Annotated in this window: 21 protein-coding genes; 6 read left to right on the top strand and 15 right to left on the bottom strand. The window is 69.4% G+C overall.

The window, feature by feature from the left end; all coding sequences use genetic code 11:
- Positions 1 to 4 precede the first annotated feature (4 nt).
- The 5 genes from AC07EJ_RS44330 to AC07EJ_RS44310 form a co-directional block, all read right to left on the bottom strand.
- Complete coding sequence (locus AC07EJ_RS44330; RefSeq protein ID WP_389480842.1) at positions 5 to 1,432, bottom strand: ATP-binding protein; 1,428 nt, start codon at positions 1,430 to 1,432, stop codon at positions 5 to 7.
- Between the two features lie 15 nt (positions 1,433 to 1,447).
- Entirely contained in the window at positions 1,448 to 3,007 is a 1,560-nt protein-coding gene (locus tag AC07EJ_RS44325) for an SCO6880 family protein (RefSeq protein ID WP_389480840.1), read from the bottom strand.
- Positions 3,004 to 4,356 carry a hypothetical protein gene (locus AC07EJ_RS44320; protein ID WP_389480838.1) on the bottom strand — a complete coding sequence of 451 codons (1,353 nt, stop codon included), beginning with the start codon at positions 4,354 to 4,356 and terminating at the stop codon, positions 3,004 to 3,006. Before AC07EJ_RS44320 ends, AC07EJ_RS44325 begins: the two co-directional genes overlap by 4 nt.
- Positions 4,346 to 5,158 carry a DUF8175 domain-containg protein gene (locus tag AC07EJ_RS44315; protein ID WP_389480836.1) on the bottom strand — a complete coding sequence of 271 codons (813 nt, stop codon included), beginning with the start codon at positions 5,156 to 5,158 and terminating at the stop codon, positions 4,346 to 4,348. Before AC07EJ_RS44315 ends, AC07EJ_RS44320 begins: the two co-directional genes overlap by 11 nt.
- Positions 5,159 to 5,301: 143 nt before the next feature.
- Positions 5,302 to 5,610 (bottom strand): hypothetical protein, encoded by a 309-nt coding sequence (locus AC07EJ_RS44310; RefSeq protein WP_100595588.1) that lies wholly within the window; start codon positions 5,608 to 5,610, stop codon positions 5,302 to 5,304.
- A gap of 617 nt (positions 5,611 to 6,227) precedes the next feature.
- On the opposite strand from AC07EJ_RS44310, the gene AC07EJ_RS44305 reads away from it, so the two are divergent.
- A complete protein-coding gene (locus AC07EJ_RS44305; protein ID WP_393586560.1) occupies positions 6,228 to 7,250 on the top strand; it encodes a C40 family peptidase in 1,023 nt (340 codons plus the stop codon).
- Between the two features lie 235 nt (positions 7,251 to 7,485).
- Complete coding sequence (locus tag AC07EJ_RS44300) at positions 7,486 to 8,205, top strand: phosphatase PAP2 family protein (RefSeq protein WP_478886363.1); 720 nt, start codon at positions 7,486 to 7,488, stop codon at positions 8,203 to 8,205.
- A 378-nt stretch (positions 8,206 to 8,583) separates the two neighbouring features.
- Here AC07EJ_RS44300 and AC07EJ_RS44295 read toward each other — a convergent pair whose 3' ends face one another.
- Together AC07EJ_RS44295 and AC07EJ_RS44290 are read right to left on the bottom strand one after the other, a co-directional pair.
- Positions 8,584 to 10,158, bottom strand: coding sequence for an FAD-binding oxidoreductase (locus AC07EJ_RS44295; RefSeq protein WP_389480829.1), 1,575 nt, complete (start codon positions 10,156 to 10,158; stop codon positions 8,584 to 8,586).
- 72 nt (positions 10,159 to 10,230) lie between these two features.
- Entirely contained in the window at positions 10,231 to 10,392 is a 162-nt protein-coding gene (locus AC07EJ_RS44290) for a hypothetical protein (protein WP_389480827.1), read from the bottom strand.
- 100 nt (positions 10,393 to 10,492) lie between these two features.
- Here AC07EJ_RS44290 and AC07EJ_RS44285 point away from each other — a divergent pair, with 100 nt between their 5' ends.
- On the top strand, positions 10,493 to 11,350 hold the full coding sequence (locus AC07EJ_RS44285; RefSeq protein ID WP_478886362.1) for an SCO4651 family lipoprotein: 858 nt from the start codon (positions 10,493 to 10,495) through the stop codon (positions 11,348 to 11,350).
- A 97-nt stretch (positions 11,351 to 11,447) separates the two neighbouring features.
- A complete protein-coding gene (locus tag AC07EJ_RS44280; protein ID WP_389480824.1) occupies positions 11,448 to 11,654 on the top strand; it encodes a hypothetical protein in 207 nt (68 codons plus the stop codon).
- A 118-nt stretch (positions 11,655 to 11,772) separates the two neighbouring features.
- On the opposite strand, the gene AC07EJ_RS44275 is transcribed toward AC07EJ_RS44280, so the two are convergent.
- Positions 11,773 to 12,123 (bottom strand): metal-sensitive transcriptional regulator, encoded by a 351-nt coding sequence (locus AC07EJ_RS44275; protein WP_362898339.1) that lies wholly within the window; start codon positions 12,121 to 12,123, stop codon positions 11,773 to 11,775.
- A gap of 188 nt (positions 12,124 to 12,311) precedes the next feature.
- On the opposite strand from AC07EJ_RS44275, the gene AC07EJ_RS44270 reads away from it, so the two are divergent.
- Entirely contained in the window at positions 12,312 to 12,932 is a 621-nt protein-coding gene (locus AC07EJ_RS44270; RefSeq protein ID WP_362898337.1) for a DUF47 domain-containing protein, read from the top strand.
- A gap of 8 nt (positions 12,933 to 12,940) precedes the next feature.
- A complete protein-coding gene (locus AC07EJ_RS44265; RefSeq protein ID WP_389480821.1) occupies positions 12,941 to 13,939 on the top strand; it encodes an inorganic phosphate transporter in 999 nt (332 codons plus the stop codon).
- 239 nt (positions 13,940 to 14,178) lie between these two features.
- On the opposite strand, the gene pstB is transcribed toward AC07EJ_RS44265, so the two are convergent.
- The 7 genes from pstB to AC07EJ_RS44230 all read right to left on the bottom strand — a co-directional run bounded on the left by pstB (position 14,179) and on the right by AC07EJ_RS44230 (position 22,436).
- The gene (gene pstB / locus AC07EJ_RS44260; protein ID WP_376260719.1) at positions 14,179 to 14,955 is read right to left on the bottom strand and encodes a phosphate ABC transporter ATP-binding protein PstB; all 777 of its coding nucleotides are present in this window, start codon (positions 14,953 to 14,955) and stop codon (positions 14,179 to 14,181) included.
- A 25-nt stretch (positions 14,956 to 14,980) separates the two neighbouring features.
- The gene (pstA, locus tag AC07EJ_RS44255) at positions 14,981 to 16,051 is read right to left on the bottom strand and encodes a phosphate ABC transporter permease PstA (protein WP_389480818.1); all 1,071 of its coding nucleotides are present in this window, start codon (positions 16,049 to 16,051) and stop codon (positions 14,981 to 14,983) included.
- The gene (pstC, locus tag AC07EJ_RS44250; protein ID WP_389480816.1) at positions 16,048 to 17,055 is read right to left on the bottom strand and encodes a phosphate ABC transporter permease subunit PstC; all 1,008 of its coding nucleotides are present in this window, start codon (positions 17,053 to 17,055) and stop codon (positions 16,048 to 16,050) included. Before pstC ends, pstA begins: the two co-directional genes overlap by 4 nt.
- A 99-nt stretch (positions 17,056 to 17,154) precedes the next feature.
- On the bottom strand, positions 17,155 to 18,285 hold the full coding sequence (gene pstS / locus AC07EJ_RS44245; RefSeq protein WP_389480813.1) for a phosphate ABC transporter substrate-binding protein PstS: 1,131 nt from the start codon (positions 18,283 to 18,285) through the stop codon (positions 17,155 to 17,157).
- A 239-nt stretch (positions 18,286 to 18,524) separates the two neighbouring features.
- Positions 18,525 to 18,986, bottom strand: coding sequence for an NUDIX hydrolase (locus tag AC07EJ_RS44240; protein WP_478886361.1), 462 nt, complete (start codon positions 18,984 to 18,986; stop codon positions 18,525 to 18,527).
- Complete coding sequence (locus AC07EJ_RS44235) at positions 18,983 to 20,083, bottom strand: CHAD domain-containing protein (protein ID WP_478886360.1); 1,101 nt, start codon at positions 20,081 to 20,083, stop codon at positions 18,983 to 18,985. The genes AC07EJ_RS44240 and AC07EJ_RS44235 overlap by 4 nt, the downstream gene beginning before the upstream one ends.
- Positions 20,064 to 22,436 (bottom strand): RNA degradosome polyphosphate kinase, encoded by a 2,373-nt coding sequence (locus tag AC07EJ_RS44230; RefSeq protein ID WP_389480806.1) that lies wholly within the window; start codon positions 22,434 to 22,436, stop codon positions 20,064 to 20,066. Before AC07EJ_RS44230 ends, AC07EJ_RS44235 begins: the two co-directional genes overlap by 20 nt.
- Positions 22,437 to 22,464: the final 28 nt, after the last annotated feature.

Genomic DNA, 22,464 nt, shown 5'->3' with positions numbered 1-22,464 from the left:
GACCTCAGGCCACCGTTGACTCCGACGAGTCCTTGTACCGGTCGCCCATGTGCTGTTCCACGAACGCGGCCGCCCGCTCCTCCGCCTCCAGGTCGGCGGCGCGCAGCGCGTCGTCGCCGAGCGTCTCGGCGGAGGACTCCGTCATGGCGCGGTCGGTGAAGACCAGGGGCCGTTCCGTCTCGGTGATGAGGTGCTTCACGACCTGGACGTTCCCGTTCACGTCCCAGACAGCGATGCCCGGCGTCAGGGAGGGGATGATCTCCACGGCCCAGCGTGGCAGGCCGAGTACGAGGCCGGTGGCCCGTGCCTCGTCGGCCTTCTGGGCGTAGATGGTCCTGGTCGACGCCATCTTCAGGATCGCGGCCGCCTCCTTGGCCGCGGCTCCGTCCACCACGTCACTGAGGTGGTGGACGACCGCCACGAACGACAGACCGAGCCGCCGCCCGAACTTCAGGAGCCGCTGGAACAGCTGCGCCACGAAGGGCGAGTTGATGATGTGCCACGCCTCCTCCACCAGGAAGATGCGCTTCTTGCGGTCCGGCCGGATCCAGGTGTGCTCCAGCCACACGCCCACGATCGCCATCAGAATCGGCATCGCGATGGAGTTGCGGTCGATGTGGGAGAGGTCGAAGACGATCAGCGGGGCGTCGAGGTCGATGCCGACCGTCGTCGGACCGTCGAACATGCCACGCAGGTCACCGTCGACGAGCCGGTCGATGACGAGCGCGACATCAAGTCCCCACGCCCTTACGTCGTCTATGGCGACGTTCATCGCTTCCGCCGACTCGGGTTCCGGGTGGCGGAGCTGCTCGACGATGTCGGTCAGGACGGGCTGGCGGTCGACGATGGTCTCGTTGACGTAGGCGTGCGCGACCTTGAGGGCGAAGCCGGAGCGCTCGTCGAGGCCGTGTCCCATGGCGACCTCGATGATCGTCCGGAGCAGGGCGAGCTGCCCGGTCGTCGTGATCGCCGGGTCGAGCGGGTTGAGCCGGATCCCCATGTCCAGAGCGGCCGTCGGGTCCAGCCGGATGGGAGTTATACCCAGCTCCTGGGCGATGAGGTTCCATTCGCCGACGCCGTCCTCACCCTGCGCGTCGAGGACGACGACCTGGCGGTCCTTGAACCTCAGCTGCCGCATGACGTACGTCTTCTCCAGCGCGGACTTGCCGTTGCCGGACTCGCCGAGGACCAGCCAGTGCGGGGCGGGCAGCTGCTGCCCGTACAGCTGGAACGGGTCGTAGATGTAGCCCTTGCCGGAGTACACCTCCCGCCCGATGATGACGCCCGAGTCGCCGAGGCCGGGGGCGGCCGTCGGCAGATAGACCGCCTGGGCCTGCCCCGTCGACGTACGGACCGGAAGCCGGGTCGTCTCCACCTTCCCGAACAGGAAGGAGGTGAAGGCGTCCGTGGCCATGGACAGCGGATCCCGCATCTCAGAGCCCTGCCTCTACCGTCGGATGCCGGTCGCGAACGGCAATGTGTTGACGAAGGCCCGGTGGTGCTCGCGGTCGCACCACTCCAGCTTCAGATAGGACTTGCCGGCGGAGGCGCGGATCGTGCGCTTGTCGCGCGCGAGGCTCTCCGGGGAGCGGGAGGAGACGGTGATGTAGCCGACGAGATTGACCCCGGCCGCGCCGCTGGCGAGGTCCTCGCCGCGCTGGTCGAGGCGCGTGTTGGCGGCGACGTCGCGCGGGTCGACGGTCCGGTTCATCTTGGCCTGGCGGCTGGCCTCCGCCTCGTCGTTCGTCTTCTCGGTGAGCATCCGCTCGATGGCGACCTCGGTGGGTTCCAGGTCCATCGTGACGGCCACGGTGCGGATGACATCGGGGGTGTGGACGAGGAGCGGCGCCAGGAAGTTCACGCCGACCGGCGTCATCGGCCACTCCTTGACCCAGGCGGTGGCGTGGCACCAGGGCGCGCGCGTCGACGACTCGCGTGTCTTGGCCTGCAGATACGTCGGCTCCATCGCGTCGAGTTCAGCCGGCCAGGCGTTGCGCTTGGTCATGGCCTGGATGTGGTCGATCGGATGGTCCGGGTCGTACATGGAGTGCACGAGCGAGGCGAGCCGCCCCTGCCCGAGAGGCTGCCGCACCCGGATGTCGGCCTCCTGGAGGCGCGAGCAGATGTCGGTCAGCTCACGCGCCATGACGACCGCGAGCCCGGCGTCCCGGTCGACCTTGCGGCCGCTGTGGGGACGGGCCGCGCGCGCCATGGCATGCGCCTCGGCGGCCAGCTCGCGCGTGTAGTGCATGCAGGCCACGAGGTAGGCGCGGTGCTGCTCGCTGCTGGTCGACACCATCGACTGGAGCTGGTTGTAGGACTCCTGCAGCCAGCCCGGCGTGCGGTCGTCGCCGCGCACGGCCACGTCCTTGGCGTGCGCGTCGGGGTCGGCGGGCAGCGTACGGGCGAGCATCTGGATCCGCGTGACGAACCCGTCCCCGTTCGCCACGTGCTTGAGCAGCGTCCCGAACCGGTCGACCAGCGCCTCCTGGTCCTCGCTGTCCCGCAGTCCGACGCCCGGTCCCTCGATCTCGATCGCGGCGGTGACGGTGCGCCGGTCGGCGTGCAGCAGCACGGCGATCTCGTCGGGCCCGAACGGCGCGGCCAGCCAGGTCAGCCGGCCGATGCCGGGCGGCGGCCCGATCTCCACCTCGCGCCCGTCGAGCCGCACCCCCGCGTCCATGGCCCGCGACCGGTACGTCGTGCCGCGCTTCAGCTGCCGCTTGTAACTGCGGTTGATCTCGAACCACTTGTAGAACGTGCGGTGCTTGTACGGGATGTAGACGGCCGCGAGCGCGATCAGCGGGAAGCCCAGGAGCAGCATGATGCGCACGGACAGGGCGGGGACGAGAAGCCCGCACATCATGCCCAGGAAAGCGCCCCCGATGATGAGGGCGATCTCGCCGGTCTCGCGGTTCCTGCCGACGATGGCGTTCGGCCGGGCACGGCCGATCAGATACGTACGGCGGGGCGTGACCGATGGGGACACATGGGACTGGGTCGTCAACGCCCTGCACCTCCTTGCCGATTGCTGTTGCCGGTGTTCCCACCGCTACGCGTGTTGCTCGCGTGCGGCGTGTTCGAGGGACTCGTACGGGGCGGAGGTGCGGCGGAGGGGACAGATCCGCCGCCACCGCCACTGCCCCCGGAAGAGGGGCGTGAGCTGTGTGCGGCCACGCCTCCCGACACGGGGTTCGCGGGACGGGCCTGGGACTGGCCGCCACCGCTGCCACCGCCACCGTCCGCGCGGGCGCTGTGCGTCTTGATGCCCTGCGAGACGAGTGCGGCGGGTGAACTGATGACCGCGGCCGCCTTGTTCTCGGCGCCGCGCATGATGCGGTTGTTGCGGCCGTTGGCGATCTCGTCGCCGAAGCCGGGTACGAAGCGGTAGATCATGCCGCTGGCGAAGATGGCGAGCAGGACGATGGCGAGCCCGGAGACGACGGCGGCGAGCGAGTCGGGCCCGTCGGAACCGGACAACGCGCCGGCCAGTCCGAGCACGATGACAATCACCGGTTTCACCAGAATCACGGCGATCATCACGCCGGCCCACCGCCGGACGTGCCCCCACAGGTTCTTGTCGACGAGCCCCGCGTACACGACGACGCCGAGCAGCGCGCCGACGTAGAGCAGGACGGCCCGCAGGTACAGCTCCAGGTACAGCACGCCCGCGGCGAGGATCGACACGAGCGAGACGACGATCAGCATGATCGGCCCGCCCCCGATGTCGTCGCCCTTCTTCAGCGCACCGGAGAACGTCCCGAAGAACGCGTCCGTCTGATCCCCGGTCGCCTTCGCCAGCACATCCGAGACACCGTCCGTCGCCGATACGACGGTGTAGAGGATCAGCGGCGTGAACGCGGACGCGATGACGGTGAGCCAGAGGAATCCGATGGCCTCGGAGAGCGCGGTACCGAGGGGAACGCCGCGCACCGCCCTCTTGGCGACGGCGAGCAGCCAGAGCAGCAGCGTGAGGATCGCGGAGGCGGCGAACACGACGGCGTACTGCTGAAGGAACTTGGGGTTGGTGAAGTCGACGGTGGCGTTCTGCTTGATGGACTTGCTGAGCATGTCCACGGTCCAGGACGCGGCGTCGGCACAGCCTCTGGCGAGGGAGGAGAGGGGGTCCAGGGGGTTGGTGGTGCCGGGAGGGGTGGTGGGGGTGCCGCCTCCGGATCCTCCTCCGTCTGGCCGCTCGCAGTACTTCTTCGCGGGGCCGATCAGCAGGTCGCAGGGATCGTTCGACGGCTTCGGGTCCGGCGCCGCGAGGGCGCGCGTGGCCAGCAGCACGGCCGTGGTTTGGACGGTTGCGACGAGGGCCGTGAGCTTGAGCATTCGGCGTGGGCTACCGGGCATAGGTGAACCCTCCGTACTCCTCAATGGCCTTGCTGATGTCGTCGGAGGTGGAGGCCCGCTCGTCGCCCGGGACAGGTGTCGGGCCGCTCTTCTGCGAGTCCGCCGTGATCTTCCAGTCACCGTCGGTCCACTGAAGATCGAACGTCCAGGTCAGCCAGGTGGAACTGACGGGGTTCGTCGAGCTGGCTCCAGAAATGCCGAGAAGTCCCATGTACCAGACAGAGACCTTGGCGCTGTCCCCGCTGTGCTCGAGCAGCTTGGAGCCAACGGGGATGGAGCGGGACACGAACGTGCTCCCCTGAGGCGGATTTCCGTCCGCGTCGAGCCCCAGGTTCTTGAGGAAGGCCGTGGAGTAGGCCTTGTCCGTGGGGCCCTTGAGCTTGGAGGCCGCTGACGGCGTATAGATGCCGTCGACGATGGAGTGCCGAGACTCAACCTTGAACATGCCGTCGCCGCCCAACAGCACCGCGTAATTCGCCGCAGCGCTCTGCGCCCCCTGCGCGTCATGCGCGAACCCCGAAGCCACCGGCTTCGTCCCGGTCGCCGCCGTCGCGGACGCGCCCGGCCTCTTGACGTCGCCGCGCGCCGAAGAGGACGTGTCCCCGCCACGGTTGGCGAAGGCGATGGCCGCGATGAGGAGCACCACCACCCCGACCACCGTGACGAGGCTGCGCGATGAGGACCTGGCAGGTCGGCGCCCGTCGCCGTACCCGTCGCCCGGCCCGCCCTCCGGCAGGCGCGTGCGGGTCTGGCCCGTGCCGCCGTAGAGGCCGTCGTCGTCGTTGCCGTCACCCGGACTCATCCCGCGTACGCCCCCTCAAGCTCGTGCTGAACCGCCACGTACGACGGTAGCCGCGCGGCTTTCCGCGCGGGCGCGGTGTGGTGACTCGACATCAGGGAGTTGCAACCTCAGTGCAGATGAGACCGGAGCGGGCGGAACAGGGGCTAGATCGCCATGCCGTACACGATGGTGAAGAGCGTGCCGAGTGAGCCGATGATGAATACGCCGGTCAGGCCGGCGACGATCAGGCCCTTGCCCTGCTCGGCACTGAACGTGTCGCGCAGCGCCGTCGCGCCGATCCGTTGCTTGGCCGCGCCCCAGATCGCGATGCCCAGGCACAGCAGGATCGCCACGGCCATGACGACCTCGACCATGACCTGGGCTTCCTTGCCGAGGTTCTGGAATGGGCCCCAGTCGGGGGCGATCCCGCCGATGATGGTGTCGATGTTGCCCTTGCCGGCTGCCAGCAGCATGTGTAACTCACCGCCCCATGTGGGTAGTTCTGTCGCCCCCGCCGCAGCGCAGAGGTCAGGCCCATTCTTGCCCAGATCGCCGCGGATGCCTGCCGACTTGGCGCCATTCCTTGGCTGAGTTCCTACGTCTTCACATCGGTGCGTATACGAAGGAACGTATGGTCACTCTGTGTATCACGCTGCGTCACTCCGGGCAATGAACCTCAGGCCTGCGCCGTGACCTGAAGGGTGACGGTTCGTTGGCCACTCACTGAACGTAGTGCGGGCGGGCGCCGGGGCGAATTGAGTGTTGTGAGTGCTGCGGCTTTCCCGTGTGGTGCCCCGCCGGTCGGAAGAAGACCGCAGTAGTGAAGGCGATGCCCGCTGGGCGCCAAGTGCGCTGGTCCCACGCCCTACTTGGCCTTCAGCATCCAGTTCACCGGCAACCACCCACGGACCCCAGCCACCCAATCCGCTTTTGATTGGTAACCCGCACCCGCCGAACCGGACCGGCGAAGGGCGCGGCGTGCGTGATTCGGACAATTCGGGGGGTGCGAACTCGTCATGAGGGCCGGTGAGAACCCTGCCCACCTACACTGAGGACCGGCGTACTACCGGGCTTCGAGGGGCGGTTGACGGTGCGTAAGGCGTGGGTCGTCGGCGGTGCGCTCGCCGCCGGGGGGACCGGGTTCGTGACGCTCCTCGTCGTCGGTACGTACATGGCCGCCGGCTCTCTCGCGAGCGGGGTCGGCAAGGGGGCCGTGGGGCTCGCCAAGGGCGCTGTGCCCAGCGCGTACCAGTCGATCGTGCAGGAGTGGGGGAACCTCTGCCCCGCGATCAACCCGGCGCTGCTCGCCGCTCAGCTGTATCAGGAGAGCGGGTTCAATCCGAATGCGAAGAGCCCGGCGCAGGCGCAAGGGATAGCGCAGTTCATCCCGGGGACGTGGGCCGCGCACGGGGTCGACGGTGACGGGGACGGGGACCGGGACATCTGGGATCCGAAGGACGCCATTCCGTCCGCGGCCTCGTACGACTGCTCGCTCGCGAAGTACGTGAAGGACGCGCCGGGCGATCAGACCAAGAACATGCTCGCCGCGTACAACGCGGGTGCGTACGCCGTCATCAAGTACGGGGGCGTACCGCCGTACCGCGAGACGCAGAACTACGTGAAGACGATCACGAACCTGGAGAAGAGCTTCGCGCGGCCGGTCGGGCGGGTGCAGCCGTCGCAGCAGGCGGCGGGTGCCATCTACTACGCGCAGAAGAAGCTCGGGACCGAGTATCTGTGGGGTGGGAACGGGACCGCCGACCAGGGTGGCCGGTTCGACTGCTCGGGGCTGACGCTCGCCGCGTACCGGGAGGTCGGGATCGAGCTGCCGCGCGTCGCGAACGACCAGTACAACGCGGGGCCGCACCCCAAGCGGGACGAGCTGCTGCCGGGGGATCTGGTCTTCTTCTCGGACGACCTCACCAACAGCCGCGCGATCCGGCACGTCGGGATCTATGTGGGTGGCGGTTACATGATCGACGCGCCGCGTCCGGGTGCCGTGATCCGCTTCGATCCGGTCGACACACCCGACTATTTCGGGGCGACGCGGGTGACCGAGGATGGCGCGAAGGCCGTGCCGAGTGAGAGGCCGGACGGAAACCCCGAAGTGTGACGTGGCCGGAACTCTCCGTCAGAGCCCTGCCCTGAGCTGCGGCTTCGTGTCTCTCTTCGATAACGTCTGCGTGATCATTCGGTGGATTGTGGAACGAAGGAGAGGGGACCGTGCGTTCCTTTTCCTGAGCCGATCGCGGATCGACGAAGACCGCAGATCTATGACCACGGGGGTGGACGAGCGGCGCACGACAGTGTGCGCCCGCTGAGCGACAAGACGAAGGGGCCGCGACGAGATGGCTGGACTGGCTGGACTCTCGGCACTCGGGGCCTCCGGGTCCAACCCCGACGTCGGTCTGCTCTACGACATCAACGGCCTGGCGAAGGACGCCCCCGGCTGGTTCGACAGCGCCATGGCGTTCGTCGGTGAGTACGGGCTGCTGCTGGCGCTCGTGCTGCTCACGCTGTGGTGCTGGTGGGGCGTGCGGAAGCGCGACTCGCTCGACGGCGCCGCCTCGTCCGTCGCCTCCGTCGTGTGGGCGCCGCTCGCGGCCGGGATCGCCGTCCTGGTGAACGTGCCGATCCGCAGTTTCGTGGAACGGCCCAGGCCCTTCACCGACCACGACGGCCTCGACGTACTGGTCGACGGGAAGTCGGACTTCTCCTTCGTCAGTGACCACGCGACGCTCGCCATGGCCATCGGCGCCGGCCTCTTCGTCGCCCACCGCAAGTTCGGCCTGATCGGGCTCGGCCTCGCTGTCCTCGAAGGGTTCTGCCGGGTCTTCATGGGCGTGCACTACCCGACCGACGTCGTCGGCGGATTCGCGCTCGGCACGGCGGTGGCGCTGCTCCTGTCGCCCCTCGCGTCCGCGCTGCTCACCCCGCTGGCGCGCGCCGTCGGACGGACGACGCGGCTGCGGTGGCTGGTGTGGTCGCCTAGCTCGGCCCCGCAGGCTCGCGAGACGGTGGAGATTCCTGAGGCCCGGGAGTCGGAGGAGCGGGATCTGGCCGCTTAGTCCCCCAGGGCTCCGCGGGTTCCGCCGGCTCCCCGGGTTCCGCGGCTGGTTCGCGGCCGAGCAGCAGGGCTGTTCCGCCGACCGCGGCGGCAATCGCCACGACGACGCACGTGAAGGCGAGGGGGCCCGCACCGGGGTGGTCCGAGCCGTCGTAGGTGACGGCGGCGGTCGTGACACCCAGGGTGAACGCGGCGGCGGGTGCCACGATGGCGGCGGCTATGCGGGCTATCCGAGGCTTGTTCATGGTTCCAGCGGAACGCTGCGCTGTGCCGTGGGCCAGCCGAGGGCGTGTGTGGGTGGGCCGTACGGGTCGCTTACCGCTGGAACGGTCGTGCATCGCATCCGTCATCCGACGGGGGCCGCACCCCGCAGGGGGCCTCAGAGCGCCTGCGGGAACGTGAAGAACCGGTTCGGGTCGTACTGCTTCTTGACCGTCGCCAGGCGCGCGGCCGTGTCGCCGTAGTACGCCTTGCGCCAGTTCGTCAGCGTCGGGTCCGTGTAGTTCTGGTAGGCCGCCCCCGATGCGTACGGCCGCATTGCCGCGTGGGTGGAGTCGAGCCAGCCGCGGGCCGTGGAGCCGGACGTTCCGGCCCGCCAGGACACTATGTACTGCGCGAGCATCCGGGAGCGCCGGTGCACGAACGCGGTGGCGGTCGGGTCGACGCGGTTGATCGCCCCGCCGAGCGCGGTGAGCGCGATGCTGCCGGCGCCCGAGGTGACGTTCTCCATCTTCGCGAACAGGGCGCGGATGCCGGCCGAGGAGATCGAGCGGTCGAAGAAGTCCGAGTGGGCCGCGTACGTCTCGCGCCCCAGCGCCCCCTGCGTGCTGCGCCCCGGGGTCGTGCCCGGCAGATGACACATCGCGTCCTCGGCGAACGCCGAGCAGCCTGCGTACACCTCCATCGACTCCTCGTAGGAGCGCCGCTTGAGGGAGACGTTCGACGCGGGGCCGGGGCCGCCGGGGCCGTCGGCGAGGCGGTCGACGGCGTTCTGGAGCTCGCGGTACGTGCCCAGGGAGAACGCGGCGATCGAGATGGTCGGCCGGCCCCCGACCGCGTTCGCCAGGTGGCAGGACGACCAGATCTCGTCGGGCTGTGAAGGGCCCCACTCCTGCCAGGCCTTCAGTACGGAGGCGGCCTTCGACCAGGGCCAGGTCATGTACGCGGAGACGGCCTGCGGGGCGGGGTGCGTGCGGAAGCGGAGCTCGGTGACCACGCCGAAGTTGCCGTTGCCCGCGCCGCGCAGGGCCCAGAACAGGTCCTTGTTCTCGCTCTTGTCGGCGACGACCCGCTTGCCGTCCGCCGTGATCAGGGTGGCCTGGGTGAGGCTGTCGCAGGTCAGGCCGTAGGCGCGGGATACCACGCCGTGGCCGCCGCCGAGGGTGAGGCCGGAGACGCCGACGGTGGGGCAGGAGCCGGCCGGGATGGTGACGCCCTTCGCGGCGAGCGCGCGGTACACGTCGATGAGCTTGGCGCCCGCGCCCACCACGGCCTCGCTCCCGGAGGCCCTGATCGCGGAGAGCTTCGACACGTCGAGGATCAGGCGGCCGTCGCCGGACGACCAGCCCGCGTACGAGTGGCCGCCGTTGCGGATCGAGACGGGGACGTGGTGCGCCCGCGCGTAGGCGAGCGTGGTGCGGATGTCGTCGGGGTGGGCGACGTAGGCGACGGCGGTCGGCTTCAGGCTGTCGAAGCGGGTGTTGTAGAGCTGGCGTGCGGCCGCCCACTTGGCCTGGCCGGGGGTGACGAGCGTGCCGTCGAGGTCCTTGGCGAGTGCCTTGAGGTTCGCCGCGGCGGAGGCGCTCGCGCTGGTGGTGCGGATGGGGGGCGCGCTGGACGATGCGCCGGACGTCGCCGTCCCGCCGCCGGCCCCCGCCGTTCCCGTGCTGCACGCCGTGGCCGCGCCTGCCGTGACGGTGGCCGCGCCGACTGCGATGAACGTACGCCGATCCATGGACGCCTCCCGTTGTTTCCCGGGGTACGAGACGTCGTTGGGGAGCGCCGGGTTCCACGCCGGACGGTCGGGTCAGGGGTGGGCCGTGTGTTCGTCCGCGTCGGCTCTCGCCTTCGAGCGGGCTCTGCGGGAGGGGCCGCGCCAGCCGCAGGTGCAGCGGGCCAGGCAGAAACGGCCTTGTTCGGCCGTGGTCGTCTGGTGGGTTCCGGGGAGTTCGGACTGCTCTTGTGCCACAGCTCAACGGTACGCGTGACGGGTGCAGGCAACTGTCGTTATCCGGTCGACAGAGGGGCCGCGGACGCTCGGATCGACAGAGCTTGGGGGCAGACAGGCGATGGTGCAGCACGGACGCGCAGCACGGGCGGTCGCGGCGGCCGCTGCGGTCGGCCTGATGGGCCTCTCCACCGGCTGTTCGGCCGCCGCGCAGGCGGACAACGAGAGCCCGGCCGACTCGGCCGCCGCGGTGCACGACGCGGCCGACCGCCTGGTCAGGGAGGGCAGTTCCAAGGCCCGTACGTCGATGGAGATGGCCAGCGGCGGGACCCGCGTCACCATCAGGGGCGAGGGCGTCTACGACTACCGGGCGCGCGTCGGGCAGTTGAAGGTGGTGCTTCCGCAGGATCCTTCCGGCACCGAGGAGCACCGGCCGATCACCGAACTCCTCGCGCCCGGCGCCCTGTACATGAAGAACCGGGGCGCGGGTGTGCCCGCCGACAAGTGGGTGCGGGTCGAGACGGCGTCCATGTCGGACGGGAACCTGGTCACGGGCGGGGCCACGGATCCGCTGGCCGCCGCCGAACTGCTGCGGGGGGCGCGCAAGGTGACGCACATGGGGGAGAGCGAGCTCTCCGGGGCGGACGTCCGGCACTACCGCGGGACCGCCGACATCGCGGCCGCCGCCCGCGCCGCCTCCCCGGCCGGCCGGCCGTCCCTGGCCGCCGCGGCGAAAGGGTTCGCCAAGGACCAGGTGCCGTTCGACGTGTACCTCGACGACGAGGGCCGGGTCAGGAAAGTGCGCCTCCGGTTCAGCTTCGTGAATACGAAGGTGACGGCCGGGGTGAAGGGGAAGGCCGGGAAGAGGGAGGTCGTCGATGTGGCGTCCACCACTCTTCTCTACGGCTTCGGGATTCCCGCGAATATCGAACTTCCCGACACAAAGGACATCTTCGCCGGGAAGATCGCCGAGAATTAGCCGTCCGGAAATGGTCCGTCCGTGCCATGCGCAGCGCGTAGGCCGCTCCCTACCCTAGGAAGTCGGTTACGGCTACGGCTTACGGCTGGAAGAGGTGATGAACGTGGCTCCGGTGGGCGGCACGGCGGTTCATGACCACGTCGCCCTCGCCGAGATCGAGCTGTGCGGTGAATTGATCATCGCGGCGTCGGTCGCGGATGAGGACCGGCTCAGTGCGGACCGTATCGACGAGGTGCTGAGGGTCGCCGAGGAGCGGTGGCCCCGCGGCGAGGAGTTCGGGGACGAGGGGCGCGGGGAGCCCTGAAGCCCGTGGGGAGCCCTGAACCCGAAGGGGGCGCGGCCGGCTGTCCGGCGCGCCCCGGGTCCGGCTCCGGGTCGTGTTCCTCACAGGGGCAGGGCGCGCGGTGTCCGTCCCGGGCGTCTCAGGTGCGGAGCATCCGGGCGATCGCCTTCGTCGCCTCCTCGACCTTCGCGTCGATCTCGTCACCGCCCTTGACCGCCGCGTCGGCGACGCAGTGGCGCAGGTGCTCCTCGAGGAGCTGGAGGGCGAAGGACTGGAGGGCCTTGGTGGAAGCGGAGACCTGCGTGAGTATGTCGATGCAGTAGACGTCCTCGTCGACCATGCGCTGCAGGCCCCTGATCTGGCCCTCGATGCGGCGCAGGCGCTTGAGGTGCTCGGCCTTCTGGTGGTGGTATCCGTGGATTCCGCGGTCGTGGTCTGTCACGGTCTCACCGTCGTGGTCGGTCACGATCTCCGTCGCTTCCGTGGTCATCGCGTCCTCCCGTTGTATACCCCTACCGGGTATATGGTACCGAATTCCGAGGGGGTCCGACGGGTTCGCGGGACCCCGTGCTCATCACAGTGCCTGATGGGCGACACTGGGGTATTGCCGGTTAGCCGTGGCCGGATGATGCGCCTAGCATCAGCCTGACCGAATCCAAAGCACCCCGAGGACCCCACGTGCGCTTTCGTCTGACCCCCAGGGAGACGAGCTTCTACGACATGTTTGCCGCATCCGCGGACAACATCGTCACGGGCTCGAAACTCCTGATGGAACTGCTCGGCGCGGATTCCTCCGCCCGAGTCGAGATCGCGGAGCGGATGCGGGCAGCGGAACACGCCGGTGACGACGCCACCCACGCGATTTTCCACCAGCTGAACTCCTCGTTCATCACGCCCTTCGACCGCGAGGACATCTACAACCTCGCGTCGTCCCTCGACGACATCATGGACTTCATGGAGGAGGCCGTCGACCTCGTCGTCCTCTACCAGGTCGAAGAGCTTCCCAAGGGTGTGGAGCAGCAGATCGAGGTCCTGGCCCGCGCGGCCGACCTGACCGCCGAGGCCATGCCGAACCTGCGGACCATGGACAACCTCACCGAATACTGGATCGAGGTCAACCGCCTCGAGAACCAGGCCGACCAGATCCACCGGAAGCTTCTCGCGCAGCTCTTCAACGGCAAGTACGACGCCATGGAGGTGCTGAAGCTGAAGCAGATCGTGGATGTGCTCGAAGAGGCGGCGGACGCCTTCGAGCACGTGGCGAACACGGTGGAGACCATCGCCGTCAAGGAGTCCTGAGCCGTCTCATGGACACCTTTGCACTGATCGTGACGATCGGCGTCGCGCTCGGATTCACGTATACGAACGGCTTTCACGACTCGGCGAACGCCATCGCCACGTCGGTCTCCACGCGTGCGCTGACGCCCCGGGCGGCGCTGGCGATGGCTGCGGTGATGAACCTCGCCGGTGCCTTCATGGGCAGCGGCGTCGCCAAGACGGTGAGTGAGGGGATCATCTCCACGCCCGAGGGCAGCAAGGGGATGGGCATCCTCTTCGCCGCGCTCGTCGGCGCGATCATCTGGAACCTCGTCACCTGGTACTTCGGCCTTCCCTCCTCGTCGTCGCACGCGCTGTTCGGCGGCATGGTCGGCGCGGCGCTCGCCGGCGGCACGGCCGTCTACTGGTCCGGCGTGCTCGACAAGATCGTCATCCCGATGCTCACCTCGCCGGTGATCGGTCTGGTCGTCGGCTATCTCGTCATGTGCGCGATCCTGTGGCTGTTCCGGCGGTCCAACCCGCACAAGGCCAAGCGCGGATTCCGTATCGCGCAGACGGTGTCGGCGGCCGGCATGGCGCTCGGTCACGGTCTGCAGGACGCGCAGAAGACCATGGGTGTCGTGATGATGGCCCTGGTCATCTCCGGGCACGAGACGTACAGCGACGCGATCCCGGTCTGGGTCAAGCTCGTCTGCGCCCTGATGCTCTCGCTCGGTACGTACGCGGGTGGCTGGCGCATCATGCGCACCCTCGGCCGCAAGATCATCGAGCTGGACCCGCCGCAGGGCTTCGCGGCCGAGACGACCGGTGCGTCGATCATGTTCGGCTCGGCGTTCCTGTTCCACGCGCCGATCTCGACTACGCACGTCATCACCTCGGCGATCATGGGCGTGGGCGCGACCAAGCGCGTGAACGCGGTGCGCTGGGGCGTCGCCAAGAACATCGTCCTGGGCTGGTTCATCACGATGCCGGCCGCGGCGCTGGTGGCCGCGGCCAGTTACTGGGTCGTGAATCTCGCGTTCGGCTGACCTGCGGGTGGGCTGATGCGGCTGGGGGTCCGGGGGTCGTCCCCCGGGTGGTGCAGTATCACGATGCCGGCCGCGGCGCTGGTGGCAGCGGCCAGCTACTGGGTCGTGAATCTTGCGTTCGGCTAGCAGCTCACGCAGTCCTCGTAACGCAAAAGAGGGCCCGCCCCCCGGGAGCCAGGGGGCGGGCCCTTTGCCTTGCGGTGGCACCGCCATGCAGCACCGCAAGGAGTCGGTGGTGTCTAGCCGAAGCGGCCCGAGATGTAGTCCTCGGTGGCCTGGACCGACGGGTTGGAGAAGATCCGCTCGGTCTCGTCGATCTCGACGAGCTTGCCGGGCTGGCCGACGGCGGACAGGTTGAAGAACGCCGTGCGGTCCGAGACGCGGGCCGCCTGCTGCATGTTGTGCGTCACGATGACGATCGTGAAGCGCTCCTTGAGCTCGCCGATCAGGTCCTCGATGGCGAGGGTCGAGATCGGGTCGAGGGCCGAGCAGGGCTCGTCCATGAGGAGCACCTGGGGCTCGACCGCGATGGCGCGGGCGATGCACAGACGCTGCTGCTGGCCGCCGGAGAGGCCGGAGCCGGGCTTGTTGAGGCGGTCCTTGACCTCGTTCCAGAGGTTGGCGCCCTTGAGGGACTTTTCGACGATGTCGCCGAGCTCGCTCTTCTTGTACGAGCCGTTCAGGCGCAGGCCCGCCGCCACGTTGTCGAAGATCGACATGGTGGGGAACGGGTTCGGGCGCTGGAACACCATGCCGACCGTGCGGCGCACGGCGACCGGGTCGACGTGGGTGCCGTAGAGGTCCTCGTCGTCCAGGAGCACCTTGCCCTCGACGCGGCCGCCGGGGGTGACCTCGTGCATGCGGTTCAGGGTGCGCAGGAAGGTGGACTTGCCGCAGCCGGACGGGCCGATGAAGGCCGTCACGGAGCGGGGCTCCACGGTCATCGAGATGTCCTCGATCGCCTTGTGGGAGCCGTAGTACGCGGTGAGGCCGCTGACGTCGATTCGCTTGGCCATAACTAATTCACTTCCAGATGCCGCGTCAGCGGCCGGTCTTGGGGGCCTTCCAGCGGGCGATGCCGCGGGCCACCAGGTTGAGGATCATGATGAAGGCGATGAGGACGAGAGCCGCCGCCCATGCACGGTCGTACGCCGCCGGGCTGCCGCCGCTGTTCTGGTACTGCTGGTAGATGTACAGCGGCAGCGAGGACTGGGGTCCCTGGAACGGGTCCGTGTTGATGAGCGGGTTGCCCCAGACCAGCAGCAGTACGGGCGCGGTCTCACCGGCGATGCGGGCGATGGCCAGCATCACACCGGTCGTGATGCCGCCGATCGACGTCGGCAGGACGACCTTGACGATCGTGCGCCACTTCGGTACGCCGAGCGCGAGGGAGGCCTCGCGCAGCTCGTTCGGGACGAGCTTGAGCATTTCCTCGGTGGAGCGGACGACGACCGGGATCATCAGGATGGACAGCGCCATGGACCCGGCGAAGCCGGAGTAGCTGAAGCCGAGGATCAGGATCCAGAAGCTGAGGATGAACAGGCCCGCGACGATCGACGGGATGCCCGTCATGACGTCGACGAAGAAGGTGACGGCCTTGGCGAGCCTGCCCCGGCCGTACTCGACCAGGTAGACCGCGGTGAGCAGGCCGATCGGCACGGAGATCAGGGTGGCGAGGCCGACCTGCTCCAGGGTGCCGATGATGGCGTGGTAGATGCCGCCGCCGGGCTCGGCGTCGGTGACGACGCCCATCGAGTGCGTCAGGAAGAAGACGTCCAGGACCTTCACGCCGCGCGAGACGGTCTCCCAGATCAGGGAGACCAGCGGGATCACGGCGAGGATGAACGCGACCCAGACGACGCTGGTCGCGACGCGGTCCTTGGCCTGGCGCTTGCCCTCGACGGCGGTGGCGATGCCGTACGTGCCGAGCACGAACAGGATCGCGGCGATCAGACCCCACTGGATCTGGCTGTCGAGTCCGGCGCCCAGGCCGATCGCGCAGCCGAGCGCGATGGCGCCGGCGGCGATGGCGTACGGGGACCAGCGCGGCAGGCGCGCGGCGCTGAGGGAGTTGGTGCCGGGGGCCGGCGGGGTGATGGTTGCGTTGCTCATGCGTTGGCCCCCGAGTACTCCTTGCGGCGGGCGATGATCGCGCGGGCCCCGCCGTTCACGACCAGCGTGATGATGAACAGGACCAGACCGGAGGCGATGAGCGCGTCACGGCCCTGCTCGGTGGCCTCGCTGAACTTCGCGGCGATGTTCTGCGCGAAGGTGCCGCCGCCCGGGTCGAGCAGGCTGGCGTTGATCTCGAAGCTGGGGGAGAGGACCGTCGCGACGGCCATGGTCTCGCCGAGCGCGCGGCCGAGGCCGAGCATCGAGGCGGAGATGACGCCGGAGCGGCCGAAGGGGATCACCGACATGCGGATGACTTCCCAGCGGGTGGCGCCGAGCGCGAGTGCGGCCTCCTGGTGCATCAGGGGCGCCTGCCGGAAGACCTCACGGCTGACGTTCGTGATGATCGGGAGGATCATGATGGCGAGCAGGATGCCGACGGCGAGGAGGGTGCGCGGGGCGCCGCCCTGCCACTCGAGGATGCCGGTCCAGCCGAAGTAGTCGTTGAGCCAGCTGTAGAAGCCGGTCAGGTGCGGCACCAGGAAGAGGGCGCCCCACAGGCCGTACACGATGGACGGTACGGCGGCGAGCAGGTCGACGACGTACGCGATCACGCCGCCGATCTTCTTCGGCGCGTAGTGCGTGATGAACAGCGCGATGCCGACGGCGATCGGGACGGCGATCGCCATGGCGATGACCGAGGACACGATCGTGCCGAAGGCGAGGACCGCGATGCCGAAGACCGGCGGGGTGGCGTTGGCGTTCCACTCGAAGGTCGTGAGGAAGTTGCCGTCGTTCTGGGACAGCACCAGCGAGGCGCGGTAGGTGAGGAAGGCCGCGATGGCGGCCATGATCACCAGAAGCAGGATGCCGGAGCCGCGCGAGAGACCGAGGAAGATCCGGTCACCGGGGCGGGTGGCGCCGCGGCCGGCGCGCTGTTGCAGCGCGGGCGTCGGCGGGTCGGCTGGGGCGGGTGGAGCAGTCGTCTTCGTGGATATATCCATGGGGTTCTCCGGTCTGCGGAGCCGCGGTCGGGCGGCTCCAGGCGGCGGTGCACCGGACGGTGCGGCCCGCCCCCTTCAGGGGACGGGCCGCACGCTGGGTCAGCTCAGGCTCGCGATGGTGTCGCGGACCTTGGTGTTGATCTCGGAGGGGATCGGCGCGTAGCCGAGGGCCGCCAGGGAGTCCTGGCCGTCCTGGCTCGCGATGTAGGTGAGGAAGGACTTGGTGGCCGGGAAGGTGTCGGCCTTGTTGCCCTTGTCGCAGACGATCTCGTAGGTGACGAGGGTGATCGGGTAGGCGCCGTCGGCCTTCGTCGCGTAGTTCAGCTCGAGGGCGAGGTCCTTGCCGGTGCCCACGGTCTTGGCCTCGGAGATCGCCTTGGTGGCGTTCTCGACGGTGGCCTTGACCGGCGCGGAGGCGCCCGTGTCGAGGTCGACCGTCTTGATGCCGTCCTTGGCGTAGGAGAGCTCGAAGTAGGAGATCGCGCCGGCGGTCTGCTTGACCTGCTGGGCGAGGCCGGAGGAGCCCTGCGCCGACTGGCCGCCCTTGGCCTGCCAGGCCTTGCCGCCCGAGTACTTCCAGTCCGCCGGGGAGGCGGCCTTGAGGTACTTGGTGAAGTTGTCCGTGGTGCCGGACTCGTCCGAGCGGTGGAACGCCTGGATCTTGGTCTTGGGCAGCTTCGCCTTGGGGTTCAGCTTGGCGATGGCCTCGTCGTCCCAGGTGCTGATCTTGCCGTCGAAGATCTGGGCGAGGGTCTTGGCGTCCAGGATCAGGTTGTCGACACCCGGAACGTTGTAGCCGACCGCGATCGGGCCGCCGACCATCGGGAGGTCGATGCCCTGGCCGCCGGAGCAGACCTTCTTGGAGGCGGTGACCTCTTCGGGCTTCAGCGCGGAGTCCGAGCCGGCGAAGGCGACCTGGCCCTGCGTGAACGCCGTGACACCGGCGCCCGAACCCTCGGGCTTGTAGTTGATCTGAACGCCCTTGCACTCGGCGGTGTACGCCTTGACCCAGGCCTGGATGGCGTTGGCCTGTGCGGAGGAACCGTTCGCGAGGAGCTGGCCCTTGGCATCGCCGCACTTGATGCTGCCGGCCTTGGCCGTCGGGCCGCTGTTCGAACCGCCGTTGGCACTCGTGTCGTCCGAGCCGCACGCCGTGAGGGCCAGGGCGCCGGAGACGGCGATGGCGCCGAGGGAAAGGGCGCGGAGCCGGTTCTTGCGCTGAAGCTTCACTTTCGGATGTTCCTTCCAGGAGCCGCCGGTCGGTGAATCCGGGACGGCGTGCGAAGTCTGTTCGTTCCAGGCAGGCGGTGCGGTGTTCGCCCTGGTGGGCGACTCGCTCCGTGTAAGGCCGAAATTAGGCAGGACAGGTGAAGCGACCGATGGGCATGAGTGAACGGCGGGTGAACCTCGGCGGTCGGTGCGGTGAGCTACTGTGTGACGTTTTGTGATGATGCCGACACTGGCTGCGACTATGCCAGGTGGAGGGCGTCGAGCAGCGCGTCGACGAGCGTCTTGTCGCGGGGCTGGGTCAGCCGGTGGCGGGCGGCGGTCGGGGAGAGCCAGGCGACGCGGTCGACCTCGCGGTTCGGTGTGAACCCACCGTCCGTCGCCTCGGCGGCCCAGTAGTCGACGCGTTTGGGGCGGCCCCTCGCGATGTAGCGGGTGGTGGGGAGGCGGGCGCCGGGAGCGCACTGGAACCCGGTCTCCTCCGCCACCTCGCGCAGCGCGCCCGCGAGGGCCTCCTCGCCGCGCTTCAGCTTGCCCTTGGGGTGCGACCAGTCGTCGTACTTGGGCCGGTGCACGAGGCAGATCTCGATCGGGGCCTCCCCCGCTCGATCGAAGTCGAGGGCTTGGGGAACGTGGCCGTAGGAGGAGCGGCGCCACAGCACGCAGCCGGCCGCGCGGATCGTGTCGTCGCCGCTGCTGCTCATGGCGTGTGGACCGTCTCCTTCAGCCAGGCCCGCTGGAACGCGAAACGGGCCGCTTCCACCTCGTGGCGCTGGTCGGCGTGCAGGACGCCGAGCGCGTAGGCCGTAGCCGGGGCGATGCGCGGGGTGCGGGCCGCGTGGGCGGCGGCGGCCGCGGCCTCGGCGGCGTCCCGGTGCCGGTCGAGCGCGGCGGCCGCCTCGGTCTCCGCGTCGGCCGGCCCGCCGCCGGTGCCGGGCCCGGCGGGCGCGACCTCCTGGGCATAGCGGTGCAGCCGCAGCAGGAGGCGTACGTGGTGCCAGGGCGCGTCCTGGGACGGGGGCGCCGTGTCCGCGGTGAGGCCTTGGACGAGGGCCTCCGCGTTGTAGGGGTGGCCCGCCCGGTGGAGGGGGAGCGCGGTGACGGCCTCGGCGAGGCGGGACCGGGCGGAGGCGGTCAGCGCGTCGAGGTCGGCCGTGGTGGCGCGCAGCGGGACCTCGCTGGCGAGTACGGCCACGTTGTCCGCGACCGCGTGGAAGCGGCTTGAGCCCAGGGCCTGGAGGGCCGTGGAGTGGGCTCGCGTGCGGGCCAGTGTGAGCTGGCGTTCCAGGAGGGCGCCGGCCTTCGCGGCGCCGACGGTGAGATTTCCCGACGCCCGATTCTCGTTGCGCGGCAACTGGGCTGTGCCCAGTCGTTCCGCCCCGGCGGAACGACTGCCCACGGCAGGGAGGGCAGTGGCCACGGAGGCCTGTCCCGGAAGCATGTGCGCGCCGGACAGACGGTGCAGCGCCGACAGCAGTCGCTCCAGGCGGCCCGCGTACGCGTGCTCCTGCGCCAACGTGCCCGAGAGCCACGCCAGTTCGGGGCGCAGCGCGTCGGACCACTCGGCGTCGAGCAGGGGACGGAACGTGTGGAGGGTGCCGCTGATGCGGCGGGCCGAGCGGCGCAGGGCGCGCGCCGCGTCGGCCGCCTCCTCGGCGGTTCCTCCGGGTGCGGCGCCGCCGCTCTCGCGGTGCTGCCTCAGGGAGCGCAGGAACTCCGTGGCCTGCTCGCGCAGATAGGCCGCGACGACCTCGCCCGCGCAGCCCTCCGCTCCCGTTGTCTCAAGGTGTTGCTGTGCCACGCCGGCGCCTCCGGGCGTCTATGAGCATCTCCTGTACGTTCCGCAGGGGCCGGCCCTCCGCGTCCTTGGCGTGCCGGACCCAGTTCCCGTCCGGTCCCAGGTGCCAGGAGGCGGTGGTGTCGGACATCCCCGTCTCCAGGAGCCGGTTCAGTGCGCCCCGGTGGGCCGGGTCGGAGACCCTGACCAGGGCCTCGATGCGGCGGTCGAGGTTGCGGTGCATCATGTCCGCGCTGCCGAACCAGACCTCGGGCTCGCCGCCGTTGCCGAAGGCGAAGACCCGGGAGTGCTCCAGGAAGCGGCCGAGCACGGACCGTACGCGGATGTTCTCCGACAGGCCCGCGACGCCCGGCCGCACGGCGCAGATCCCGCGGACCCACACGTCGACGGGTACGCCGGCCTGCGCCGCCCGGTACATCGCGTCGATGACGGCCTCGTCGACCATCGAGTTGACCTTGAAGCGGACGTAGGCGGGGCGGCCGGCGCGGTGGTGCTGGACCTCGTTGTTGATCCTCGAAATGAGGCCGTCGCGCAGGGACTTGGGGGCGACGAGGAGCCGGCGGTACGTCTCGCGGCGCGAGTAGCCGGACAGCCGGTTGAAGAGGTCGGAGAGGTCGGCGCCCACCTGCGAGTCCGCGGTGAGCAGGCCCAGGTCCTCGTAGAGGCGGGCCGTCTTCGGGTGGTAGTTGCCCGTGCCGACGTGGCAGTAGCGGCGCAGCGTGTCGCCCTCCTGGCGCACGACGAGCGACAGCTTGCAGTGCGTCTTCAGGCCGACGAGGCCGTAGACGACATGGCAGCCGGCCTCCTCCAGCTTGCGCGCCCACTTGATGTTGGCCTGCTCGTCGAAGCGGGCCTTGATCTCGACGAGGACGAGGACCTGCTTGCCGGACTCCGCGGCGTCTATCAGCGCGTCGACGATCGGCGAGTCGCCCGAGGTCCGGTACAGCGTCTGCTTGATCGCGAGGACGTCCGGGTCGGAGGCGGCCTGCTCCAGGAACGCCTGCACGGACGTGGAGAACGAGTCGTACGGGTGGTGGAGCAGCACGTCCCGCTCGCGCAGGGCGGCGAAGATGTCGGGCGCGGACGCGGACTCGACCTCGGCCAGGTCGCGGTGGGTGCCCGCGATGAACTTGGGGTACTTCAGCTCGGGCCGGTCGAGGCTGGAGATGCCGAAGAGGCCCGTGAGGTCCAGGGGGCCCGGCAGCGGGTATACCTCGGACTCGCTGATCTTCAGCTCGCGCACGAGGAGATCGAGGACGTACCGGTCGATGGTCTCCTCGACCTCGAGCCGCACCGGCGGGCCGAAGCGGCGCCGCATGAGCTCCTTCTCCAGCGCCTTGAGGAGGTTCTCCGCATCGTCCTCCTCGACCTCCAGGTCCTCGTTCCGGGTCAGCCGGAACATGTGGTGCTCCAGGACCTCCATGCCGGGGAACAGCTCGCCCAGGTGCTTGGGCGCCGAGATGACGTCCTCGATGGGGACGTAGCGCTGCGGCGAGGCCTCCAGGAAGCGGGAGAGCAGCGGCGGCACCTTGACGCGCGCGAAGTGGCGGTGCCCGGAGACCGGGTTGCGCACGACGACGGCGAGGTTCAGGGACAGGCCGGAGATGTACGGGAACGGGTGCGCGGGGTCCACGGCCAGCGGGGTGAGCACCGGGAAGATCTGCTGCTTGAACAGCGTGAAGAGCCGGGACTGCTCCTTGTCCGTGAGCTCCTCCCAGCGCACCAGGTGGATGCCCTCGTCGGCGAGCGCGGGGGCGACGTCCTCCTGGAAGCAGGCGGCGTGCCGGGCCATGAGCTCGCGCGAGCGGTTCCAGATCAGTTCGAGAACCTCACGGGGCTGGAGCCCTGAGGCCGAACGGGTGGCGACGCCCGTCGCGATACGGCGCTTGAGTCCGGCCACGCGGACCATGAAGAACTCGTCCAGGTTCGACGCGAAGATCGCCAGGAAGTTCGCCCGCTCAAGGAGCGGGGTGTCCGGGTCCTCGGCCAGTTCGAGCACGCGCTCGTTGAAGGCGAGCCAGCTGCGCTCCCGGTCCAGGAAGCGGCCCTGGGGCAGCTCGGCGCTGTAGTCCTCGAACTCGTCCGGGTCGGCGTCGATGTCGGACGTGAGCTCGGGGAGATCGGGTTTGAAGTCACCGCCTGCGACCGTGTGCGGGCGGTGCGCGGCTATCGAGCCGACGGACGGCTGCGCCTGCCGGTCGGAGGCCTGGTCCTGGGCGTTCTGCTGGCTCATGGACCCATTCTTCCGCGCCCGGACCACGATGGGCGCGTCGGAGAGCGCGGGCGTGAGGCGGAGTCTCCCGTTCGGGGAGCTCTCCGCCGGTGCCCCGGTGGGGTCGGGCGCGGCGGGCTGCATTCTGTGAGGGTGGCAAGCCCGTCTGAAT

The organism is Streptomyces sp. NPDC045026, assembly GCF_056432625.1.
The sequence above is the reverse complement of the archived record's forward strand: the minus strand, read 5'-3'. Positions and strand labels throughout refer to the sequence as shown.

Coding starts and splice junctions, on each gene's coding strand:
- AC07EJ_RS44330 (WP_389480842.1), bottom strand. CDS start 1,432: ATGCGGGATCCGCTGTCCATGGCCACGGACGCCTTCACCTCCTTCCTG.
- AC07EJ_RS44320 (WP_389480838.1), bottom strand. CDS start 4,356: ATGCCCGGTAGCCCACGCCGAATGCTCAAGCTCACGGCCCTCGTCGCA.
- AC07EJ_RS44315 (WP_389480836.1), bottom strand. CDS start 5,158: ATGAGTCCGGGTGACGGCAACGACGACGACGGCCTCTACGGCGGCACG.
- AC07EJ_RS44310 (WP_100595588.1), bottom strand. CDS start 5,610: ATGCTGCTGGCAGCCGGCAAGGGCAACATCGACACCATCATCGGCGGG.
- AC07EJ_RS44300 (WP_478886363.1), top strand. CDS start 7,486: ATGGCTGGACTGGCTGGACTCTCGGCACTCGGGGCCTCCGGGTCCAAC.
- AC07EJ_RS44295 (WP_389480829.1), bottom strand. CDS start 10,158: ATGGATCGGCGTACGTTCATCGCAGTCGGCGCGGCCACCGTCACGGCA.
- AC07EJ_RS44285 (WP_478886362.1), top strand. CDS start 10,493: ATGGTGCAGCACGGACGCGCAGCACGGGCGGTCGCGGCGGCCGCTGCG.
- AC07EJ_RS44280 (WP_389480824.1), top strand. CDS start 11,448: ATGAACGTGGCTCCGGTGGGCGGCACGGCGGTTCATGACCACGTCGCC.
- AC07EJ_RS44275 (WP_362898339.1), bottom strand. CDS start 12,123: ATGACCACGGAAGCGACGGAGATCGTGACCGACCACGACGGTGAGACC.
- AC07EJ_RS44265 (WP_389480821.1), top strand. CDS start 12,941: ATGGACACCTTTGCACTGATCGTGACGATCGGCGTCGCGCTCGGATTC.
- pstB (WP_376260719.1), bottom strand. CDS start 14,955: ATGGCCAAGCGAATCGACGTCAGCGGCCTCACCGCGTACTACGGCTCC.
- pstA (WP_389480818.1), bottom strand. CDS start 16,051: ATGAGCAACGCAACCATCACCCCGCCGGCCCCCGGCACCAACTCCCTC.
- pstC (WP_389480816.1), bottom strand. CDS start 17,055: ATGGATATATCCACGAAGACGACTGCTCCACCCGCCCCAGCCGACCCG.
- AC07EJ_RS44240 (WP_478886361.1), bottom strand. CDS start 18,986: ATGAGCAGCAGCGGCGACGACACGATCCGCGCGGCCGGCTGCGTGCTG.
- AC07EJ_RS44230 (WP_389480806.1), bottom strand. CDS start 22,436: ATGCAGCCCGCCGCGCCCGACCCCACCGGGGCACCGGCGGAGAGCTCC.